Here is a 19883-nt window from a genome sequence, read left to right as displayed (position 1 = left end):
GCGACCCGCCATGCGCATGGCAGCGTTGTCTGCCTTGCTGTTGCTCTCATTGCCGGCTGCCGCGCAACCGAGCGCCGAAGCGCCTGCCGAGCCGAACCCGGCGGCCGCCCCGGCGCCCGTGCCGGCCTTGCCGGCCGGCGCCCAGGTCTATTCCGTGCCGCTGTCGCGCCTGAGCGGCCAGAACGCCTTGCCCTTGCGCGGTGTCGAAGGCACCAATGGGCTGGGATTCTCCGCGCGCCGCGATCAGCGTATCGTCGGCGCGCGCGTCAACCTCGACTACAGCTATTCGCCCGCGCTGCTGCCGGAGTTGTCGCACCTGAAGGTCATGCTCAATGGCGAGGTGGCAGGCAGCGTCGCTTTGCCCAAGGAAGCCGCGGCGGCACCGACCAGCCACAGCGTGGCCTTGCCCGTGCCTGCGCTGACGGACTTCAACCGCCTGGACGTGCAGTTGATCGGCCACTACACGCTGGGCTGCGAAGATCCTTTGCATTCCAGCCTGTGGGCCGATGTCGCGGGCCGAAGCACCCTGGATCTGGCCGTCGAGCCGGTCGAGTTGCCGAATGATCTGGCCATGCTGCCCGTGCCGTTTTTCGACAACCGGGATATTCGCCCGCTGGTCTTGCCCGTGGTGCTGGGCCGCAAGCCCGATGCCGCCCGTCTGGAAAGCGCCGGCATCCTGACGTCCTGGTTTGGCGCCCTGGCCGGTTATCGGGGCGCGCGCTTTGACGCCAGTATCGATGCCTTGCCGCAGTCGGGTAACGCCGTGGTGTTGCTGCAGCAGGGCGACCAAATAGCCGGCCTGGAGACGCCCGCCATTCAGGGGCCTTCCGTGGCCGTGGTCACGCATCCGCAGGATCCCTACGGCAAATTGCTGCTGGTCATGGGACGCGATGCCAAAGAGCTCAAGCAGGCCGCCACGGCGCTGGCCTTGGGCAGCGAAACGCTCTCCGGGCCACAGGCTCGGTTCACGCGCCTGGATCCGCCGGCACCGCGCCAGCCTTTCGATGCGCCGAACTGGTTGCGCAGCGATCGGCCCGTGGCGTTCGGCGAATTGGCGTCCATCCGCGACCTGAACGTGTCGGGCTATCGCCCGCCTGCGGTGCAGGTGAATCTGCGCATGCCGCCCGGCCTGTTCGGCTGGCACAGCGACGGCGTGCCGGTCGACCTCATTTACCGCTACACCCCCCATCCTGGCGCCCGGCAATCGGTACTGGAGATGATGGCCGGCGAGCAACTGGTGCGCAGCTTTGCGCTGCATGAAGGCACGGGGATATTCAATCGCGTGACGGGCATGCCGGCGTCGGAGGGCCAGGCCACGGTGATGGTGCCGACCTATTTGCTGCCGCCACTGACCGCCCTGCAGTTCCGCTACGTGTATGAATACGCCAAGCTGGGCGAGTGCCAGAACAGCATCCTGGACAATGTGCGCAGCGCCATCGATCCGGGATCGACGATCGATATCTCCGGTCTGCCCAAGTATGCGGCCATGCCGGACCTGTCGCTCTTTGCCGAGGCGGGATTTCCCTTCACGCGCCTGGCGGATCTGTCGCAGACGGCGGTCGTGCTGCCCGACAACCCTGGCGCAGCGGAATACTCGGCCTATCTGGACCTGCTGGGCGGCATGGGGCGGGCTTCGGGCTATCCGGCCACCGGCGTGGCCGTGGCCCAGGCTGCGCAGGTGGATGCCTTGCGCGACAAGGATCTTCTGGTGCTGGCATCGGGCGACAACCAACCCTTGCTCAAACAATGGGGCGCCTCGTTGCCCAGCGCCCTGACGACCCCTACGCGGCGGTTCAGTTTGTCGGAGTGGGTGGACGACCTGGCCGCCTGGTTCGGGCCGGATCCGCGCCAACGCCAACGCCGCGCCGATTTGCGCGTGGACTACAACGGCAGCGGGGTACTGGCGACGCTGACGGGCATTGAATCGCCGCTGCGTTCCGGCCGCAGCGTGGTGGTGGTGTCGGGCACCGACGCCGCCGGCTTGACGGCGGCGTTGCGGGCGCTGCAGGCCAGAGGCACCCAGGATGGGGCATCCCGGGACCCCAGCGATCGTATCGGCGGCAACCTGACGGTGATCAGCGAGAAGCAGGCCTACACCTTGCTTGACGAGCAGGACTACTACGTGGGCACCTTGCCGGCCTGGCTCGGGCTGCAATGGTTCTTCGCGCGGCATCCCTTGACACTGGTGGCCGCTTTGCTGCTGAGCGCGCTGGTCATTGCCGTATTGCTCTATCTGTCGCTGCGCGCACGAGCGCAACGCCGCCTGGGATCGTGATCATGTCCAAGAATATCCGTTCGACCCAAACGCGGCTGGCCCGCATCACGCGCCGCCAGCGCGCACTGGCGCTGTCGCGGTTGTCGCTGGTGCTGCTGACCAGCAGCGCTTTGCTGGCGCACGCCGCGCCCACGCCGCCGGCTGCCCAGGTGCCGCCGCCCGCAGCCGTGCCGCCGCCCGCAGCCGTGCCGGCTCCCGTGCTCACGCCGTTCGAGGCCGATCAGGTCTATACCTTCAAGCAGCTTGGCGCCCAGTATCCGCTCAATTTGCGCGGGGTGGATGGCAGCAATACGCTCAATTTCAGCGTCCGCAATGATCGGGTGGTGACGGCCGCACGTCTGGATCTGCGCTATGCCTACTCACCGTCGCTACTGGCCGATCTGTCGCACATCAACGTGCTGGTCAATGATGAGGTGGCCGCCTCGATCCCGCTGCCGCGCGATACGGCGGGCCGCAATCTGGATCGTGTCGTCGACATCCCGCCCTATCTGATCACCGCCTACAACGACCTGCGGCTGCAGCTCATCGGGCACTACACGCTCAACTGCGAGGATCCGCTGCATTCGAGCCTCTGGGCCAATATCAGCAATCTCAGCACGCTGGACCTGGCGACGGCTTCTCTGCCCCTGCCCAACGACCTGGCCAATCTGCCGCTGCCTTTTTTTGACCGGCGCGATATGCGCCGGGTCGTTCTGCCCTTTGTTTTCCAGACGGAGCCGGATGCGGCCATGCTGGAAGCCGCCGGAACGATGTCATCCTGGTTTGGTGCCCTGGCGGGCTATCGCGGCTCGGACTTCCCGGCCAGCGTCACCCAACTGCCCGAGCACGGCAACGCGGTCGTCTTTGCCACGGGCGGAGCGGTGGCCGATCTGGGGCAAAGCCCGGTCACCGGCCCGTCGGTGGCCGTGGTCGGCAATCCCAACGACCCCGATGGCAAACTGCTGCTGGTCATGGGCCGCGATGGCAAGGACCTCAAACAGGCGGCCGCCGCCCTGGCGCTGGGCAGCCAGACGCTGTCCGGGCCTTCCGCGGCCATCACCAAGCTGGCCGATCTGAAACCGCGCCAGCCCTACGATGCCCCCCGGTGGCTGCGCACGGACCGGCCGGTGAGTTTCGGCGAGCTGATCGAACCCAAGCGGCTCAATGTTTCGGGCTTCAGCCCGGACACCATCCGTATCGACGTACGCGTGCCGCCTGATCTTTTCGGCTGGCAGGAAAAGAAAGTGCCCATCGACCTGCGCTACCGCTACACGCCGCAGCCGACGTCGATGAGTTCCTCCCTGTTGTTCAGCGTCGGCAATGAATTCATCAAGTCCATGCCTTTGTTCGCGTTGGAACGCATCGAGGGTGGAGACAAGCTGCGCGCCGAAGTGCTGCCCGATGAGAGCCTGCCGATGCGGGCCCAGCTGGATGTGCCACTGGATCTGTTGAAGACCAGCGGCCAGCTGCAGTTCCGCTATATGTACGACTACATCAAGCAGGGTGAGTGCCGGGACATCATCGTCGATAACGTGCGCGGCGTCATCGAACCCGAGTCGACCATCGACCTGAGCGGCTATCCGCATTTCATCCTGATGCCGAATCTGCGCGCCTTCACCGAAGCGGGTTTCCCATTCACCCGGATGGCGGATCTGTCGGAGACGGCGGTGGTGCTGGATGAACGGGCCGGTGCGCAGATCTACTCGGCCTATCTGAACGTGATGGGCCGCATGGGCGATTCCACGGGCTACCCCGCCACGGGCGTGACGGTCACCCGGCCGCAGCAGGTCAATACGCAGGCCGACAAGGATTTGCTCGTCATCGCGTCCGGGTCCGGGCATCCCTTGCTCAAGACCTGGGCCGCCAGCATCCCTGGAAGTTATGAATCGGCGGCGAACTTCTCGCTGTCGGATCTGATCTATCGCGTGACGGACTGGCTCAATCCCGATCCGCGCCTGAACCGCATGCCGCCGCGCGCCGCGCTCAGCTACACCAGCGATGGCGTCAGCGCCATTGTGGCCGGCTTCGAGTCGCCGTTGACCGCGCGGCGCAGCGTGGTCTTGCTGGCCAGTAGTCAGCCTGAAGGCCTGGGCGAAGCGGTGGCGGCCTTGCGCGGCGGAGATGGCTACGACAAAGCCGTGCAGGGCAGCCTGGCGGTGATCCGTGGCAAGCAGGTCGATGCCCTGGTCGCTGATCAGACCTACACGATGGGCAGCCTGCCGTTCTTCAAGCGCATCGATTGGGCGATTTCTTCGGTGCTGCCGGGCTATACCCTGTTGCGGCTGGCTGTCATGGCGCTGATCTGGCTGGTTGTGATCGGCCTCGTCGTGGCGGCGCTGGGCGGTCTGGTTCGCCGCGCGCGCAAGAAGGAAGACTGATGCGTCTGTCATGGCTTTGGCCCCTTGGCTTTGCCGCATGGCGCCTGCGCGCCATGTTGGCTGCCCTGCTGCTGGGTTTGAGTCCGGGAATGGCGGGGGCGGTTGCGGCGCCGGCATGCGCGGCGGCCGATTGGCCGCAGTGGTCGGCGTTCGTCAAGGTTTTCGTGCAGCCCGACGGCAGGGTGCTCGATGACAGTACACCCCGCAAGATGAGTTCCTCGGAGGGACAATCCTACGGGATGTTCTTCGCGCTGTTGGCCAATGACCGCGCCGTTTTCGACCGCCTCTGGCGCTGGAGCGTCGCGAATCTGGCCGCCGGCGACGTGCAGCAGCATTTGCCGGCGTGGTCGTGGGGCAAGCGTGAGGATGGCAGTTGGGGCGTGCTTGACGCCAACGCCGCGTCGGACGCGGATCTCTGGTTTACCTATGCCTTGCTTGAGGCCGGGCGCGTCTGGGGCGAGCCCGCCTACACGCGCGACGGCTTGGCGTTGCTGGCTCAGATCGAGGCGCGCGAGCTCGTCGCGCCTCCCGGGCTGGGCAATATGTTGCTGCCCGCTCCCGAGGGCTTTGCGCAGCCCGGGGTATGGCGCTTCAATCCGAGCTATATGCCGATTCCGGTGCTCAGAAGGCTGGCGCAGGCATCGCCCAAGGGGCCGTGGGACAGCATTGCCGTCAACACCTTGCAGTTGATCCGGCAAAGCAGCCCCTTGGGCTATGTGGCCGACTGGGTGGCGTATGAGAGCGGGCAGAACGGTGAGGGCAAGTTCGGCCCCGATCCGGTCAAGGGCGCCGTGGGCAGTTATGACGCCGTGCGCACCTATATGTGGGCCGGCATGACGGATCCGGCCGATCCCCTGGCGGCTCCCTTGATGCAAGCGATCGGCGGGCTGGCCAAGGCCACGGCGCAAAACGGTGTGCCGCCCGAGAAGGTCAACGTCGATACGGGCGCGCTTTCCGGTACCGGACCTTTTGGTTTTTCTGCCGCCTTGCTGCCGTATCTGCGCGCTTCGGGGCAGGCGGCGTTGCTGGAAAGCCAGCTGGGGCGGGTTCGTTTCGCCTGGGCGGCGAGCCTGGCGCCCGCGCAGCTGGCAAGGCAGCAGCCGCCTTATTATGATTACGTGCTCAGCATGTTCAGCACTGCTTGGCTGGATAGCCGTTATCGGTTCCGGCGCACGGGCCAAATTCAATTAGAGTGGGAGAAATCATGTCCGTACGCCATCACACGGTAGCCATCGGATTACTGGCCGTCATAAGCCATCCGGTGGTGTGGGCGCAAGACGATGCTTCCCGCACCCTGGTCGAGCAGGGGCGCTATTGGGTCGCGCAAGGCAAGCCCGAGCAGGCGGCCCAGGCTTGGGAAAAGCTGCTGCTCAACGATCCCGGGCAGCCTGATGCGCTGTATGGGATGGCCGCCATCGCGGTCGAAAAACGCCAGTACGCCCAGGCCCGTGAGTACCTGGCGCGCCTGAAGTCGGCCGCTCCCGATAGCCGTTATGTCCCGCAGTTGGAGCAGGACTTGCGCCTGTCGGCCAATCCCGGCAAGGCGGATATCGACAAGGCGCGCCTCATGGCGCAGGATGCGGCCAACAGCAACAATGCCCAGGCCATGCATGCGGCCGTCGCGCAGTATGACAAGGCGCTCGGCGGCAAGACGCCACAGGGTGACGTGGCCCGCGAGTACTACACCTATTTGGGCTATACGGATGGCGGCCTGGAGAAGGCCATTCAGGGCTTGCAGCGGCTGGATCGCGAGCGGCCGGGTGATCCGGCCGTCATGCTGCCGCTGGCGCAGCACATGGCCCGCAATGAGCGCACGCGCGCCGACGGCATCCGGCGGCTGCAGCAATTGGCTGACCGGCCTGACATCGGCGGCGCGGCCACCGAGTTCTGGCGCACCGCGCTGACCTGGCTGGGAGCCCCGCGCGCGGAAGAAAAGCCGCTTTTCGAGGCCTATCTGGCCAAGCATCCGGATGACAGCGAGATCGCCAGCCAGATGAAGCAGGTCCGCGCGGCCGCGCCCGCCACCCGCAGCACCGCACCGGTGCAGGATCCGCGCCTGGCCCGTGGCTACGCAGCGCTCAAGCGGGGCGATACCGCGACCGCGGAGGCCGAGTTCGCCGCCAAATTGCGCGAAACGCCCAACAACGCCGATGCCCTGGGCGGCCTGGGCGTGGTCCGCATGCAGCAGAACCGCCTGCCCGAAGCGGAGCGCCTGCTGGCCAGCGCCGCTGCGCGGCCGGGCGGGGCGAGCTGGACGAAATCACTGAATTCGGCGCGCTATTGGAATCTGCTGGCCGAAGCGGGCGCGGCACAGGATGCCGGAGATCTGGTCGCCACGCGCAAGCTGCTGGACCAGGCCCAGCGTCTGGACGCGAAGGAAGCGACCGGTCGCAACGCCGTGGCGCGCTTGCAGGTTGCGCAAGGCGACCTGAGCGGCGCCGAGAAAACCTATCGGTCCGTCCTGGCCACCGATAAGAGCAACCGCGATGCCATCCGCGGTCTGGCGGGTGTCCTGTCCCAGACGGGCCGCGCCGATCAGGCCGTCAAGCTGGTCGAGAGTTTGAGCCCGTCGCAGCGTGCTGCGCTGGGCGATTTGCCGCAGGTTCGGGCCGAGGTCGCCGCCGGCAAGGCCAAGGCCGCCACGGCGCGGGGCGACACCGAAGGCGCGCGGCGCGTGCTGGAAGACGCGGTGCGCGACGATGGCGCGAATCCTTGGCTGCGGTTGGAGCTGGCCCGGCATTATCTGGATAACGGCAAGCGGACCGAAGCGCGGCGCGTGGTCGACGAACTGCTCGCGGCCAATCCCGACCAGCCCGACGCGCTCTATGCCAGCACCTTGTTGTCCATGCAAATGGGCGATTGGGGTCAGGCGCAGCAGACCCTGGCGCGGATTCCGGCCTCGGCGCGGACCTCCTCCATGGCCAGCACGGAACAGCAACTCAATTTTCAACTGCAACTGCGGCAAGCCTCCGAGCTGGGGAAAAGCGGCCAGACGCAGCAGGCGCAAGCCTTGCTGGCGCGTCTCGAGCCGCAAGCCCGGCAGAATCCGGCCCTGGCCGGCGCGGTGGCGCAGGCCTATGCCGACGCGGGCGACACCGCACGCGGCGCGGCCCTGATGCGCCAGCAGTTGGCCGGGCCCGGTGGCCAGCGCGCAGACGTCTTGTTGCCGTATGCCGCGTTCCTGGTCAAAACGCAGCAGGATGCGGAGGCGGCCAGCGTGCTGCGCCAGCTTCAGGCCATGCCGCTCACGCCCGCCCAGGCCCGGCAGCAGGAAGACCTGGTCTTCCTGTACACCGTGCGTCAGGCGGACTTGCTGCGTCAGCGCGGAGAGCTCGCCGAAGCCTACGACACCCTGGCGCCGGCCTTGAACAAGCGGCCCAACGATCCCTTGGCCGTGGCGGCGCTGGCGCGCATGTATGCCGAAGCCGGCGACGCCGGCAAGGCGCTCGCCTTGTACGACAAAGTGCTGGCCAATGATCCGGCGAACCCCGCCTTGCTGCTGGGCGCGGCGCAAGTGGCCTCGCAAGCGGGCAAGACACGCTATTCCAACGACGCGCTGGAGCGCGCCGTGGCCGCCGCGCCGAGTGACCCGGATATTCTGGCCGGCGCCGCGCGGGTGTACCGCGCCAATGGCAAGAGCGGACGAGCCGCGGAACTGTTGACGGCCGCGATTGCCGCCAAGCAACAAGCCCCGCAAACGCAGGTGGCGCTGGCTGCAGCCAAACCGGATGCCGGCGCAACGGACAATCCCTTCCGGGCGCGCACGGGCGTGCCCTCGCAAGCGCTGGCCGCGACCGTGCAGGAGTTGCCGGAAAGCCCGGAGCAGCCGCTGCAAAGCGTGCCGGGCAGCGCCCAGCAGGCGGAGACCTTGCTCGCCGTCGCCCCGGTCGGCCGGCCCACGGCCGAGTTGGGCACGCCGGGTCTGACGGTATCGCCACCCATGGTGGTGGCGGCCCCGCAAGCGACTCCACCCGCCCCCGCGGCGCCGCAAGCGGTTGCCTTGGCGCGGCCCGATCCCTTGCCCATGCCGCAGCCCGTCGCGCCTGCCGCGGCGCCGACGGCGGCCGCCCCGGCGCAGACGCCTTTTGCGGCCACGCCGCAGCCGGTGCCTGCCGCGGCGCCGGCTCAGGCCATCGCGGTGCCGAGTTCGAACACCGCGCCCCAGTCGGTGGCCGTGCCGGTTGCGGTTGCCGCGGCCGCGCCGCGCGGCGAGCCCGCCGCAGGGTCCGCTTCCGATCTGGGCGCGATGCAGAACGAATTGCGCGAGATCCACGAGGAGCGCTCACCGGAGATTCGCGTAGGCGCGTTTGTGCAGTCGAACAATGGTACGGATGGCACCAGCCGCCTGACCCTGATCCAGGAGCCCGTCGAGGCCCGCATGCCGGTGGGCGAGGGCAAGCTCGTGCTGCGGGTCACGCCGGTGCAGGTCAAGGCCGGTTCGGTCGGCAGCGACGTCTACCACAGCAGCGAGTTTGGCGGTGGGCCGCAAGCGACCTTGGCCCAGCAGTCTGGCTCCGTGGGCGGCCCCGGTTCGCAGCGCGACAGCGGCGTAGGCCTGGCCGTCGGCTACGAAACCAAGAACTTGACGGCCGACATCGGGACCACGCCTTTGGGCTTCACCCGCAACAATGTCGTGGGCGGCGTCGACTGGAAGGACTCCATCGATCCGCAGGCGGGCAGCTGGTATTCGGCCGGTGTGTCGCGCCGCGCGGTGACAGACAGCCTGCTGTCTTTCGCCGGGACCCGCGATTCCCGCACGGGCGATACCTGGGGCGGCGTGACGGCGACCGGGCTGTCGGGGCAGATCGGCGTGGACAAGCCGACCTACGGCGTCTATGGCTACGGGTCGTGGCAATACCTGGACGGCAGCCATGTGCAGTCGAACAATCGCACCGAGGTGGGGGCCGGGGTCTATCGCTACCTCATCCGTGATACCGACAGGTTGCTGACCGCCGGCCTGAACCTGGGAGGCACGTTCTACAACCGCAACGAGCGCTTCTTCACCTACGGCCACGGCGGTTATTTCAGTCCGCAGGAGTTCTATGCATTGAGCGTGCCGATCACGTGGGCGGAGCGTTTCAATCGCTTCAGCTACAAGTTGCAAGGCTCGATCGGTGTGCAGCATTTCCGCGAGAGCGGCGCCGACTACTTCCCGACCAGCAGCGCGCGCCAGCAGGCCGCCGAGGCGGCTGCCGCGTCGCTGGGCCTGGGCACGGGTGCTACCTACGGCGGTCAATCCAAGACCGGCGTCGGCTACAGCCTGTCGGCCGCGGCGGAGTATCAGCTCGCGAATAACTGGTTCGTCGGCGCGAGCGTGGGGGCCGATAACGCCAGTGATTACCGCCAGTGGGCCGGCGGGCTTTATCTGCGTTATTCGTTTTATCCGCAGACCCGTTCCATGGACCTGCCGGTGGTGCCGTACCGCTCGCCTTATAGCCGATAGGCGCGGCACTTTTCAGGAGTCAAGCAGACATGATTGCTTCAGTACTAGCAGGCCTCAGCATCCTGGTTGTCGGCGACAGCCATCTTGGTTATCCCGGGTATCTGATCGATACCCTGCAGGACAATTTGCTGGCCAATGGTGCCGCACAAGTGCACACGGTCAGTGTGTGCGGGTCCACGCCAGCGGAGTGGGTGACTGCCACGCCGGGCAACTGCGGAGGCGCCGAGCGCATGGGCAAGTCGCCCATGGTGCGCAAACAGACCGCGAGCACCAAGCCCATCGCGCAGTTGCTGGCCAGTGACAAACCGAATCTGGTGATTGTGGTGCTGGGCGACACCATGGGCGGCTATGGCAAGGATGTCTTTCCCAAGACCTGGGCCTGGCAGCAGACGACGGCCTTGACCAAGGCGATTGCCGCCACCAAGACCGCCTGCGTATGGGTGGGTCCGCCCTGGGGCAGCGAAGGGGGCAAATACGGCAAAACGTATGCGCGCGTGCAGCAAGTCTCCGGATTTCTGGCCACCAATGTCGCGCCTTGCGAGTATATCGACACGACCAAGATGTCCAAGCCGGGCGAGTGGGGCAGCACGGATGGTCAGCATCTGACGACGACCGCTTATCGCAATTGGGGCAAGGCGATCGCTGATGCACTGGTGCAACTGCCAGGCGTCAAAACGCTGAAGCCATGAGAATTCGGCGCCCTGCCGCCAGCCGGGCGCAGTGACAAGGAGCTGTAGCATGCTGACTTCCACCCTGGCGGGGCTGTCCCTGCTGGTCATCGGTGAAAGCCACCTGACGTTGAACAACCATTTGCGCGAACCCTTGCAGCAAGCCTTGCTGGCACAAGGGGCTGCGCACGTGCACACCGTGGGTGCCTGCGGAGCGAGTCCGGCGCGGTGGCTCAAGGCCACGCCTGTGGACTGCGGGGCCGATCAGGTCGACAACAAACCGGTGGTGCTGATGGGCAAAGAGGCCCGCACCACGCCGATCGCAGAACTGATCCAGAAAGACAAGCCTGATGTGGTGGTCGTGATCATCGGCGACACCATGGGTTCGTACACCAAGCCGGTGTTTCCCAAGACTTGGGCGTGGCAGGAAACCACGGGGCTGGCCAAAGCCATCGCGGCCACGAAGACGGCCTGCGTCTGGGTCGGGCCGGCCTGGGGTACGGACGGCGGCCCTTATGGCAAGAACGCCGCGCGCACGGTGGAGTTGTCGCGCTTTCTGGCCTCGAACGTCGCGCCCTGCGCCTACATCGACTCCTTGCAGTTTTCCAAGCAGGGCCAATGGCCAACGCTGGATGGGCAACATTTCACGCAAGCAGGCTACGCGTCATGGGCCAAGGCGATCGCGGATGCCCTGAATGCCTCTCCCGCCCTCAAAGAGCTGAAAAAACCATGAAACAGACCTTGATGCTGCTGGCGCTGACCGCGGGGCTCTGGGCTGCCTCGGCCGGCGCGGCCGAAGTGCCGCTGTATGAAACCGGCCCGGCCGAGGATTCTTCTTTTGTGCGCTTCGTCAACGGCGGCGAGCAGCCGCTGGCCGTGGTAGCGACGGGCTCGAAGTCGCGTCTGACGTTGGATGCGGCTAAACCGGCCACGGATTTCCTGCCGATCCGGGCGGGCAAGGCCATCGAGGGCGTGCTGGAGCGGGGCGGCGCCAAACAGAACGTCTCGCTCACGGTCCAGCCGGGGGAATTCGCCAGCGTGGTTGGCCTGCCGGATGGCGCGGGCAAGTTGCAGTCGGTGATCGTGCGCGAGCAGCCGGATGACTTCAACGCGCTGAAGGCCTCCGTGGCGTTTTACAACCTGGATGCGCAGTGCGCTTCGGCCGCGTTGTTGGCCGCCGGCCGCAACATCGTGGTGCTGGATCAGGTGCCGCAGGGCGAATCGCGGCGCCGCCAGATCAACCCTGTCGCGCTGAGCCTGCAGCTATCCTGCGCTGGCCAGCCGGTGGGGCAAGCGCTGGATATGGGCACGCTGGAAGCCGGGCAGCGCTATACCGTGTTTCTGGTGCCGCAAGGCAAGCAGTCGAGAATCTTCCAGGCGACGGACTCGGTGGCGCGTTGACATGCTTGCCAGGCGCGTTGCCGCGATCCCTCGCGCTTTAGCGGCAGGCCGGTATGGGCAGCGCGTGCTGAGCGCCGTCGGTGCCGGTGTAGGGCCGCTGGTAGATCGGGTCGGAGAATGCCGTGATGGGGTCGGCGAACGTCCAGCCCCGGGCTTCGAACAGGGCCAGGATGTCCGGCAGCATGACGGCATTGAGCCCATTGGCATGCAGCAGCAGCACGTGAACCGGGCTGCGTCCGAGCGTTTTCTGCCAGTGCGCCTCCTGGGTCTGGACTTCCTGCCACAGCCTGTCCAGATAGGGCTTGCGATAGGGTTCGAGATTCAGCGCGGGGTCTTTGTTGGCCGCGGCAACGAAGCGTTCGCTGTAGTTCCAGTCGTCGATGCCGATCGTGACCGGCGCAATGCCATAACCTTGCTGCGCCAGCAGACGGTACAAGTGCTCGCGCCGCTCCGGCGTGCTGCCTTCATTGAGGTAAGGCAGACGCAGCCGGGGGCACCAGCCCGGCATGGTGTCCGTCATGGCCTGGCCGCGCGCCACGTCTTGCATGAACGCCTCTGCCGTCGTGCCGTCGGTGTACCCCTGGTGCGTATAGGTGTGGTTGCCGATGGCGTGACCGGCCTTGCCCCAGTCGCGCACCAGGGCCAGCCCCGCGGGGCTGTCCACCGCCACGCCGGCCGGGAAGATCATCGCGCGGACATGGTGCTGGGCCAGGGTTTGCAATATGTGCGCATTCCAGCGCGCCGCGCGCGGTTCGATACGCGGGTCGAAACCGTCATCGAACGTGATCGCGACCTGCTGCGCCGCCGCCTGGCTGGCCGCCAGGCCCAGCATGGCCACAACGATCACCCGGCGGATCGATGCGAGCAAGGATGGGTAGGAAGAGAGGGTCCGGCGGATCATGACGGCAATTCTAAACCTGGGCTGCGAGCTTGCGCCATCCTGCGCGCGTGCACGGCTTCATTGATATAAGAACCCAAGCGCAATGGTCTTCGCATCCCTGGAATTTCTCACGCTGTTCCTGCCGCTGTTTCTGGTCATCTATGCGTTGACCCCGCAGCGGGCGCGCAATCTGGTGCTTCTGATCGGCAGCTGGACTTTCTACAGCTGGCTCAAACCCATCTACCTGCTCCTGCTGGTCGGCGTGACGGTCGTCGCGTGGGCCGGCGGTTTGCTCATGGAGCGATTCCGCGATGGCCATCGGCGCAGCGTCTTGCTCACCTTGCTTCTGGTGGCCAATGTGGCCGCCTTGTGCTGGTACAAATATGCCAACATCCTGGTGAGCACGGTCAACGATGTCGCCCATATGGCCGGCGCGGTGCCGCTGGCCTGGGAGCGGGTGGCGCTGCCGGCCGGGCTTTCTTTCTTCGTGCTGCAGGCCATCTCCTATCTGGTCGACGTCTATCGCCGCGATGTGCGCGCCGAGCGCAACTTCATCGACTTCGCGGCTTACAAGGCGATGTTCGGCCAGTTGATCGCCGGCCCCATCATCCGCTGGGCCTGGGTGGAAAAGGAAATGGTCCACCGCACCATGGACTGGCAGAATTTCTGCCTGGGCGCGCGCCGGTTCATGGTGGGTATGAGTATGAAAGTCCTGGTGGCCGACACGCTGGCCCCGGTGGTCGATGCGGCGTTCGCCCTGCCGGCGCCGTCGCTGGCCGATGCGTGGATAGGCTGTGGCGCCTACACCCTGCAGTTGTTCTTTGACTTCGCGGGTTACAGTGCGATGGCGATCGGGCTGGGTTTGATGATGGGATTCCACCTGCCGGAGAACTTCAACCATCCCTATCTGGCTTCCAGCATCCAGGATTTCTGGCGGCGCTGGCATTTGTCCTTGTCCAGCTGGATACGCGATTATCTTTACATCCCCATGGGCGGCAATCGTCTGGGCGTCTGGAAAACCTATCGCAATCTGCTGTTGACCATGGGCATTGCCGGTCTGTGGCACGGTGGCGAAAGCTGGAACTTCCTGCTCTGGGGGTTGGGTCACGGGGTTGCTCTGTCGGTGGCGCGCGCCTGGAGCAACAATGGCCTGCCGGCCGTGCCGGGATGGTTGTCGCGCCTGCTGACGCTGCTGTTTGTCATGTTGGCCTGGACGATCTTTCGGGCGGCGGATTTCCACGCCGCGCTGGCGATGTACCGCGGTCAGTTCGGCCTGAACGGACTGGCGCTCGGCGACAGCCTGAATTATGTCTTGCGGCCCGCCCATTGGCTGGCCGCCGGGCTGGGCGTGGTGTGCGTGATCCTGCCGGCGTTTCAGTCCCGCTGGACATCCCGGCCGGCGGGGTGGCTGCGCATTGCCTGCAGCGCCACCTGGCCAGTGGCCGGCTTTTTGCTGGCCTACGCACTGATCGCCGCGCGTGGTGCGGTGCCTTTCCTTTACTTCCAGTTCTGAGCCGATGAGCGTCCATCACGATACCCCCGCCGGACCGCCCGTCGCGCATGCCACGGCGGCCAACCGCCGCGCCAGCCGGCTTGCTGGCGTCGCGCTGGTGCTGTTCATGGCTTGCGCCTGGCTGAGCAATGCCTGGTGGAGCGCCCAGCATGATGTGTTGCCTGAGGATGTGTCCTTGTCGCGCCTGCTTGAAGGCGGCGTGACGCACGACTTGTCAGAGCGGCTGGCCGATATGACCTTCAGTTCGGAGGCGGCCCGCTTGCAGCGCGGGCTGGGGTGGTTGATGCTGCGCGATCTGGGGCCGCGCGTGCGCCAGGGATGCGCCGGCTGGCTGTTCCTGGCTGACGAGCTGCAACCGCATCCCGACGCCGACAAGAATCAGGCCGAGCGGGCCCGCATCGTCGTGGCCACGCGTGACGCCCTGGCCGCGCGCGGCATCGAGCTGCTGGTTGCCGTGGTGCCCGATAAAAGCCGGATCGAGGCCGACCGCTTGTGCGGTCTGCACCGCTCCGCGTCGTTTCAGGACAGGTACGCGCGTTGGCTGGATGTCATGCGGGCCGAGAGTGTGCGGACCGTGGACCTGAACGCCGCCCTCAGTGCGGTTGAGCAGCAAGCCTATTACCGCAACGATTCGCACTGGACCGAGGGCGGGGCGGGCGCTGCGGCGCGCGCCGTGGCCGGGCAGGTGCGAGCCAGCGGCGTGGGCTTGCAGGCACCTCAGCAATGGGAGGTCTCGGCGCTGCCCGCCGCCGAGCGTCCCGGAGATCTGGTGCGCCTGGCGGGGGTGGATTGGCTGCCGCTGGCATGGCAGCCGCAGCCGGAGAAAGTGGTGCAGCATCGTTATACGCCGGCCGCCGCTGCGGCGGCCAAGGTTGCCGACGATCTCTTCGGCGACAGCGCGTTGCCGTCGCTGGCGCTGGTCGGCACCTCTTTCTCGCGCACCTCGGAGTTTCTGCCGCAACTGTCCCGGGAGCTGGGTGTGACCGTAGGCAATTTCGCGCGCGACGGCGGCAAATTCGGCGGCGCGGCCCAGGCCTACTTCAAAAGTCCTGCCTGGAAGCAAAGCCCGCCGCGCATGGTGATCTGGGAGATGGACGAGCGCGATCTCGGCGCGCCGCTGACCGACGAAGACCGCGTCAAACCCTAAGCCAGGCGAACCCGCCATCCGGCGAGCCCAAGCGCTTCATTCAGGGCGGCTGCGGCCTAGCCGCTGCAACTCGTCCATGGCCACACGCACCAGGCGCGAACTGCGGCACTCCTTGCGCACATACATGCCGATGGAGCGGGTCAGCGCGCCCTTGAGGGCGGTCTTGCGCACTCCACGCTGCGTCGCGTTGTCCAGCGATGAGGCCGGCAGCAGCGCAATCCCACAGTCGTGTTGGACAAACCGCGCAATGGTATTCAGATCGCGCAAGGCATAAACCGGCTGGAAGGGCTGGGACGCGGCCTGAAAGGCCTTGTCCGTCAGCGTACGCACGCTGGTGCCCACGGGCATCGTGATCAACGGCAGCCTCGCCAGTTGCGCGGGCAACCAGCGGTTCACCTCGGGCCTGATCTTCGCGCTGTGAAACAGGGCAAAGGGCTCCGTGAACAGCTCTTCGTAAACCAGGTCGCCCGTGCCGTCTTCCCGCCGGGTGGTGACGGCGATATCGGCCCGCCGCTCTCGCAGCAGGTCCAGGGCCTCACAGGCGATCGGGTCGAAAACCTCCACACGGATCGGCGTACGTTTCTCCGCCAGCCGCTGAATCAGCAGCGGCAACAGCGACGCTGCCAGCGTGGGCAGCGCGGCCACGGCGATGCGGTTGTGCCGCTCCCGCAATCGTTGCTGTAACTCGAGCAGGCCTGCCTCGTGCTGGGCAGTGATCTTGCGGGCACTGTCCAGGATGCTCTGGCCTTCTCGCGAAAGCCGCACCATGCGCGTGGTGCGTTCAAACAAAGGCACGCCCAGCATCTCCTCCGTTTCTTTGAGCAGCTTGCTCAGCGTGGGTTGCGTGACATGCAGTGCTTCGGCGGTCTTCTGAAAGCTCAGGGTCTCGGCCAGCAATACAAAGATGCGCAATTGTCTCGGTGTCAGATTCATTCTTTTTATCTATCAATCACGGTGAAATCGGAACTTAACCTGCGTGGTCGCATGCCGTAGCCTGAGCCTCACAGACTTTCTCTGGAGCAGGAATGTTTCGACTCGATGGCAAGGTGGCCCTGGTAACCGGTTGCGGCACCTTGGGCGAAGGATGGGGTAACGGCAAGGCGGCGGCGGCAGCGCTCGCGCGCCAGGGCGCCACGGTGTATGGCTGCGATCTGGATCCCGACGCGGCCGCTCAAACCGCGGCCACGGTCATCGCCGAGGGCGGAAAAATGACGGTGCGGCAATGCGACGTCACCCGCGCCGATGAAGTCGCTGCGCTCATCCAGGCCTGCATCCAGGTCTACGGCCGCATCGACATCCTCGTCAATAACGTGGGCCGCTCCGAGCCGGGCGACCCCGTGACCCTGTCGCAAGACGCCTGGGACGACCAATTGCAGGTGAATCTCACGTCCGCTTTTCTGTGTTGCAAGCATGTGATTCCTTTGATGAAGCACGCCGGCGGAGGTTCGATTATCAACATTTCGTCCATCGCCGGGTTGCGCTACGCGGGCAAACCCCAAGTCGGGTACGCCGCAGCCAAGGCCGCGCTCATGCAGATGACCACGACCACGGCGGTCATTTATGCGCGCGATAACGTACGGTTGAATTGTGTCGTTCCCGGTCTGATGTTCACTCCCCTGGTGGCGCGCTTGGCGCAGAAGTATGCGCAGGGAGATTACGAGGGTTTTGTCGCGCATCGGCACGGGCAGGTGCCCATGGGCCGCATGGGCGACGCCTGGGATGTGGCGCACGCCGTGGCGTTTCTGGCCAGCGACGAAAGCCGCTATATCACCGGGCAACAGATCGTCGTCGATGGCGGCATCACCATGGCCACGGCCTGAGGGAAGAAGATATGGTGCGTACCGAACCCAGGAAAGGCGGGCGGCTGGCCGGCAAAGTCGCGCTGATTTTCGGCGCGGGCTGTGTCGGGCCCGGCTGGGGCAACGGCCGGGCGATTGCGGTGCGTTTTGCCGAGGAGGGCGCCCTGGTGGTCGCCGTGGACAAGGAGCCCGAGTCGCTGCCGCAGACGCTGGAGCTGGCGGGCGAATTCCGCGAACGCCTGGACACCCAGCTCTGCGATGTGCTGGATCCCCGCCAAGTCGACCAAGTGGTGTCCGCCGTGCGGCATCGTCATGGACGCATCGACATCCTGGTCAACAACGTCGGCGGACCGGCGCCCGGCGGCGCGGCGGGGCTGTCGCGCGCAGACTGGGATAGGCAGTTGGATCTGAATTTGACCTCGGTGTTCACCACGTGCCAGGCGGTGCTGCCCATGATGCAGGCGCAGCGCAGCGGTGCGGTCGTGAACGTGTCTTCTACCTCCGCCATCCGCTGGACCGGGGCCGCGCAGGTGGGCTACGCCGCCGCCAAGGCCGGCGTCATGCAGTTCGGGCGGGTCGCTGCCGTGGAGATGGCGCCGCACGGCGTACGCGTCAATACCGTGCTGCCAGGGCAGTTGCACACGCCGCTGGTGGATGTATTTCTGGCGCGCCAACAGACGGCCGGCGATGTCCAGGCCTTGCTGGAGCGCCGCCGGCGGCGCATCCCCCTGCCGGTGGAGGGCGATGGCCGCGACACCGCGAACGCGGTGCTCTTTCTGGCCTCGGATGAGGCGCGCTTCGTGACCGGCACGGAATTGATTGTGGATGGGGGCATGAGTGCCCGTTGTGATTGATCTTGGGAGCAAATGATGGCGCGAGTCGAGTACGCAGATATCCATGACCCGAAAATCCGCCCCTTGGTGGAGCGTATACAGCGGGAGCGGTCCAGCCTTCCCAATCTGTACCGCATGTTGCTCAACAGCCCGGCCGTGGCTCAGGGCTGGTTGACCTATCTCACGGCCATTCGCCAGCAAAGCAGCCTGCCGCCGAGCTTGCGCGAGATGCTGATTCTGCGTGTCGCGGTGTTGAACCAAGCCGACTACGAGTTTGAGCAGCATTTGCCGATAGCCCTGAAAGAGGGCTGCACGCAGGCGCAAGTGGAGAGCATCAGGCAGGGCGACTTCGCCGCCTTGAGCGACGCCGACGGCGCGGCGATGCGGTACTGCGATGAGATGACGCGCGAGATCCGCGTGCGCGACGACACATTCGCGGCCCTTCGGGCCGTCTTCAGTGACCAGGAGATCGTCGAGGTCACCGCCACCATCGCGGCCTACAACATGGTGTCGCGTTTTCTGGAGGCCATACAGGTCGATCACGAATAACGGCGCAGAAGAAAGCCGGCAAGCCACCCATCAGGAGACAAGCATGCAATGCGTAGACAAACTCAAAAGTGCGTTGGCCCCGATCGTCATCGGCATGGCCATATCAGGGTCCGCCTTGGCCGCCTATCCCGAACGTCCCGTGCAGTTGGTCATTCCCTTCTCGCCGGGCGATACCGACCAGATGCTGCGCCCCATTACGGAGAAAATGGGACGCTATCTTGGGCAGCCCATCGTCATGAACTACAAGCCCGGTGCCGGCGGCGGGATCGGAGCGGCCTACACCGCCACCTCGGCCGCCGATGGGTACACCATCGTGGGTAGCTCCCCGGGAGCGTTGGTCGTCGTGCCCTTGGCCAACAAAGAGATCAAGTACACCACCGAGTCATTTGCACCGGTCGCTGCGATCTCGTTGGGCGGCATGATGATCGTCGCGCCGGGTAAATCCAAGTACCAGACGCTGGCCGACGTGGTCGCGGACGCGCGTGCCCGGCCCGATGGCATTTCTTATGGCACCTCGGGCGCGATGGGCATCAGTCATCTGCTCGGAGAGACTTTCGCCTCCGAGGCGAAGATCAAGCTGCGGCATATTCCGTTTCAAGGCAGCACACCAGCGGTGACCGCCCTGTTGGGCGGGCATACGGACATAGCCGTGTCGGCGGTCGGGCCGGCTCAGGCGCATATCCAATCGGGCGGGCTCAAGCCTTTGGCGGTATTCAGCAGCAAGCGTCTTGCGGCCTATCCGGATGTGCCCACGCTGCGCGAGCTGGGTTATGACGTCGGCAGCCCGACCATCTACGGTCTGGTCGCCCCGAAGGGGACGCCGGATCAGGTCATCCAGACGCTTTATCAGGCTGCCCGCAAGGTCGTGGCCGAGCATGGCGACGACGTCAGCAAAACGCTGGGCACCATGGGCGCGGAGATCAGCGTGTTGGGGCCGGCCGAGTACGGCGCGTATCTGAAAGACCAGCAAGCTTTGTTCTCGCGCGCGATCGGCTTGATCCGCGAGTGAATCCTCGTC

Annotated in this window: 15 protein-coding genes; 13 read left to right on the top strand and 2 right to left on the bottom strand. The window is 65.9% G+C overall.

Translation table 11 applies throughout. The annotated features are described in order from the left end of the window. Positions 1-16: 16 nt before the first annotated feature. The 7 genes from bcsB (CAL22_RS13145) to CAL22_RS13115 are packed head-to-tail and all read left to right on the top strand — an operon-like array spanning position 17 to position 12144. Positions 17-2275, top strand: a complete 2259-nt coding sequence (gene bcsB / locus CAL22_RS13145; protein ID WP_094816593.1) for a cellulose biosynthesis cyclic di-GMP-binding regulatory protein BcsB — start codon at positions 17-19, stop codon at positions 2273-2275. A gap of 2 nt (positions 2276-2277) precedes the next feature. Then, positions 2278-4632 carry a cellulose biosynthesis cyclic di-GMP-binding regulatory protein BcsB gene (gene bcsB, locus CAL22_RS13140; protein WP_094813962.1) on the top strand — a complete coding sequence of 785 codons (2355 nt, stop codon included), beginning with the start codon at positions 2278-2280 and terminating at the stop codon, positions 4630-4632. Further along, on the top strand, positions 4632-5861 hold the full coding sequence (gene bcsZ / locus CAL22_RS13135; RefSeq protein WP_094813960.1) for a cellulose synthase complex periplasmic endoglucanase BcsZ: 1230 nt from the start codon (positions 4632-4634) through the stop codon (positions 5859-5861). Before bcsB (CAL22_RS13140) ends, bcsZ begins: the two co-directional genes overlap by 1 nt. Continuing rightward, positions 5837-10075 (top strand): cellulose biosynthesis protein BcsC, encoded by a 4239-nt coding sequence (locus tag CAL22_RS13130; RefSeq protein WP_094813958.1) that lies wholly within the window; start codon positions 5837-5839, stop codon positions 10073-10075. The genes bcsZ and CAL22_RS13130 overlap by 25 nt, the downstream gene beginning before the upstream one ends. Before the next feature lie 29 nt (positions 10076-10104). Continuing rightward, positions 10105-10764 (top strand): SGNH/GDSL hydrolase family protein, encoded by a 660-nt coding sequence (locus CAL22_RS13125; RefSeq protein WP_094813956.1) that lies wholly within the window; start codon positions 10105-10107, stop codon positions 10762-10764. Between the two features lie 49 nt (positions 10765-10813). Beyond that, on the top strand, positions 10814-11476 hold the full coding sequence (locus CAL22_RS13120; protein WP_094813954.1) for an SGNH/GDSL hydrolase family protein: 663 nt from the start codon (positions 10814-10816) through the stop codon (positions 11474-11476). Then, on the top strand, positions 11473-12144 hold the full coding sequence (locus tag CAL22_RS13115) for an alginate O-acetyltransferase AlgF (RefSeq protein WP_094813952.1): 672 nt from the start codon (positions 11473-11475) through the stop codon (positions 12142-12144). Before CAL22_RS13120 ends, CAL22_RS13115 begins: the two co-directional genes overlap by 4 nt. A gap of 37 nt (positions 12145-12181) precedes the next feature. On the opposite strand, the gene CAL22_RS13110 is transcribed toward CAL22_RS13115, so the two are convergent. Then, positions 12182-13045, bottom strand: coding sequence for a polysaccharide deacetylase family protein (locus CAL22_RS13110; protein ID WP_094813950.1), 864 nt, complete (start codon positions 13043-13045; stop codon positions 12182-12184). 82 nt (positions 13046-13127) lie between these two features. Here CAL22_RS13110 and CAL22_RS13105 point away from each other — a divergent pair, with 82 nt between their 5' ends. Then, a complete protein-coding gene (locus CAL22_RS13105; protein ID WP_094813948.1) occupies positions 13128-14537 on the top strand; it encodes an MBOAT family O-acyltransferase in 1410 nt (469 codons plus the stop codon). Between the two features lie 4 nt (positions 14538-14541). Next, positions 14542-15684, top strand: coding sequence for an alginate O-acetyltransferase AlgX-related protein (locus tag CAL22_RS13100; protein WP_094813946.1), 1143 nt, complete (start codon positions 14542-14544; stop codon positions 15682-15684). A gap of 36 nt (positions 15685-15720) precedes the next feature. Here the strand turns inward: CAL22_RS13100 and CAL22_RS13095 are convergent, their stop codons facing one another. Further along, positions 15721-16617, bottom strand: a complete 897-nt coding sequence (locus CAL22_RS13095) for a LysR family transcriptional regulator (protein WP_094813944.1) — start codon at positions 16615-16617, stop codon at positions 15721-15723. A gap of 92 nt (positions 16618-16709) precedes the next feature. On the opposite strand from CAL22_RS13095, the gene CAL22_RS13090 reads away from it, so the two are divergent. The 4 genes from CAL22_RS13090 to CAL22_RS13075 are packed head-to-tail and all read left to right on the top strand — an operon-like array spanning position 16710 to position 19874. Beyond that, positions 16710-17504 (top strand): SDR family NAD(P)-dependent oxidoreductase, encoded by a 795-nt coding sequence (locus CAL22_RS13090; protein ID WP_094813942.1) that lies wholly within the window; start codon positions 16710-16712, stop codon positions 17502-17504. 11 nt (positions 17505-17515) lie between these two features. Further along, a complete protein-coding gene (locus CAL22_RS13085) occupies positions 17516-18337 on the top strand; it encodes an SDR family NAD(P)-dependent oxidoreductase (RefSeq protein ID WP_094813940.1) in 822 nt (273 codons plus the stop codon). Between the two features lie 15 nt (positions 18338-18352). Then, positions 18353-18865 carry a carboxymuconolactone decarboxylase family protein gene (locus tag CAL22_RS13080; RefSeq protein WP_094816591.1) on the top strand — a complete coding sequence of 171 codons (513 nt, stop codon included), beginning with the start codon at positions 18353-18355 and terminating at the stop codon, positions 18863-18865. Between the two features lie 43 nt (positions 18866-18908). Continuing rightward, positions 18909-19874, top strand: coding sequence for a tripartite tricarboxylate transporter substrate binding protein (locus CAL22_RS13075; RefSeq protein ID WP_094813939.1), 966 nt, complete (start codon positions 18909-18911; stop codon positions 19872-19874). The last annotated feature ends 9 nt before the right edge of the window (positions 19875-19883 follow it).

Origin of the sequence: Bordetella genomosp. 12 (assembly GCF_002261355.1) — a bacterium.
GTDB lineage: Bacteria > Pseudomonadota > Gammaproteobacteria > Burkholderiales > Burkholderiaceae_B > Bordetella.
Note: the sequence above shows the minus strand (reverse complement) of the source record. Positions and strands in the feature narration are given on the sequence as shown.

Coding starts and splice junctions, on each gene's coding strand:
- bcsZ (WP_094813960.1), top strand. CDS start 4,632: ATGCGTCTGTCATGGCTTTGGCCCCTTGGCTTTGCCGCATGGCGCCTG.
- CAL22_RS13120 (WP_094813954.1), top strand. CDS start 10,814: ATGCTGACTTCCACCCTGGCGGGGCTGTCCCTGCTGGTCATCGGTGAA.
- CAL22_RS13080 (WP_094816591.1), top strand. CDS start 18,353: ATGGCGCGAGTCGAGTACGCAGATATCCATGACCCGAAAATCCGCCCC.
- CAL22_RS13075 (WP_094813939.1), top strand. CDS start 18,909: ATGCAATGCGTAGACAAACTCAAAAGTGCGTTGGCCCCGATCGTCATC.
- bcsB (WP_094813962.1), top strand. CDS start 2,278: ATGTCCAAGAATATCCGTTCGACCCAAACGCGGCTGGCCCGCATCACG.
- CAL22_RS13090 (WP_094813942.1), top strand. CDS start 16,710: ATGTTTCGACTCGATGGCAAGGTGGCCCTGGTAACCGGTTGCGGCACC.
- bcsB (WP_094816593.1), top strand. CDS start 17: ATGGCAGCGTTGTCTGCCTTGCTGTTGCTCTCATTGCCGGCTGCCGCG.
- CAL22_RS13115 (WP_094813952.1), top strand. CDS start 11,473: ATGAAACAGACCTTGATGCTGCTGGCGCTGACCGCGGGGCTCTGGGCT.
- CAL22_RS13130 (WP_094813958.1), top strand. CDS start 5,837: ATGTCCGTACGCCATCACACGGTAGCCATCGGATTACTGGCCGTCATA.
- CAL22_RS13105 (WP_094813948.1), top strand. CDS start 13,128: ATGGTCTTCGCATCCCTGGAATTTCTCACGCTGTTCCTGCCGCTGTTT.
- CAL22_RS13095 (WP_094813944.1), bottom strand. CDS start 16,617: ATGAATCTGACACCGAGACAATTGCGCATCTTTGTATTGCTGGCCGAG.
- CAL22_RS13100 (WP_094813946.1), top strand. CDS start 14,542: ATGAGCGTCCATCACGATACCCCCGCCGGACCGCCCGTCGCGCATGCC.
- CAL22_RS13125 (WP_094813956.1), top strand. CDS start 10,105: ATGATTGCTTCAGTACTAGCAGGCCTCAGCATCCTGGTTGTCGGCGAC.
- CAL22_RS13085 (WP_094813940.1), top strand. CDS start 17,516: ATGGTGCGTACCGAACCCAGGAAAGGCGGGCGGCTGGCCGGCAAAGTC.
- CAL22_RS13110 (WP_094813950.1), bottom strand. CDS start 13,045: ATGATCCGCCGGACCCTCTCTTCCTACCCATCCTTGCTCGCATCGATC.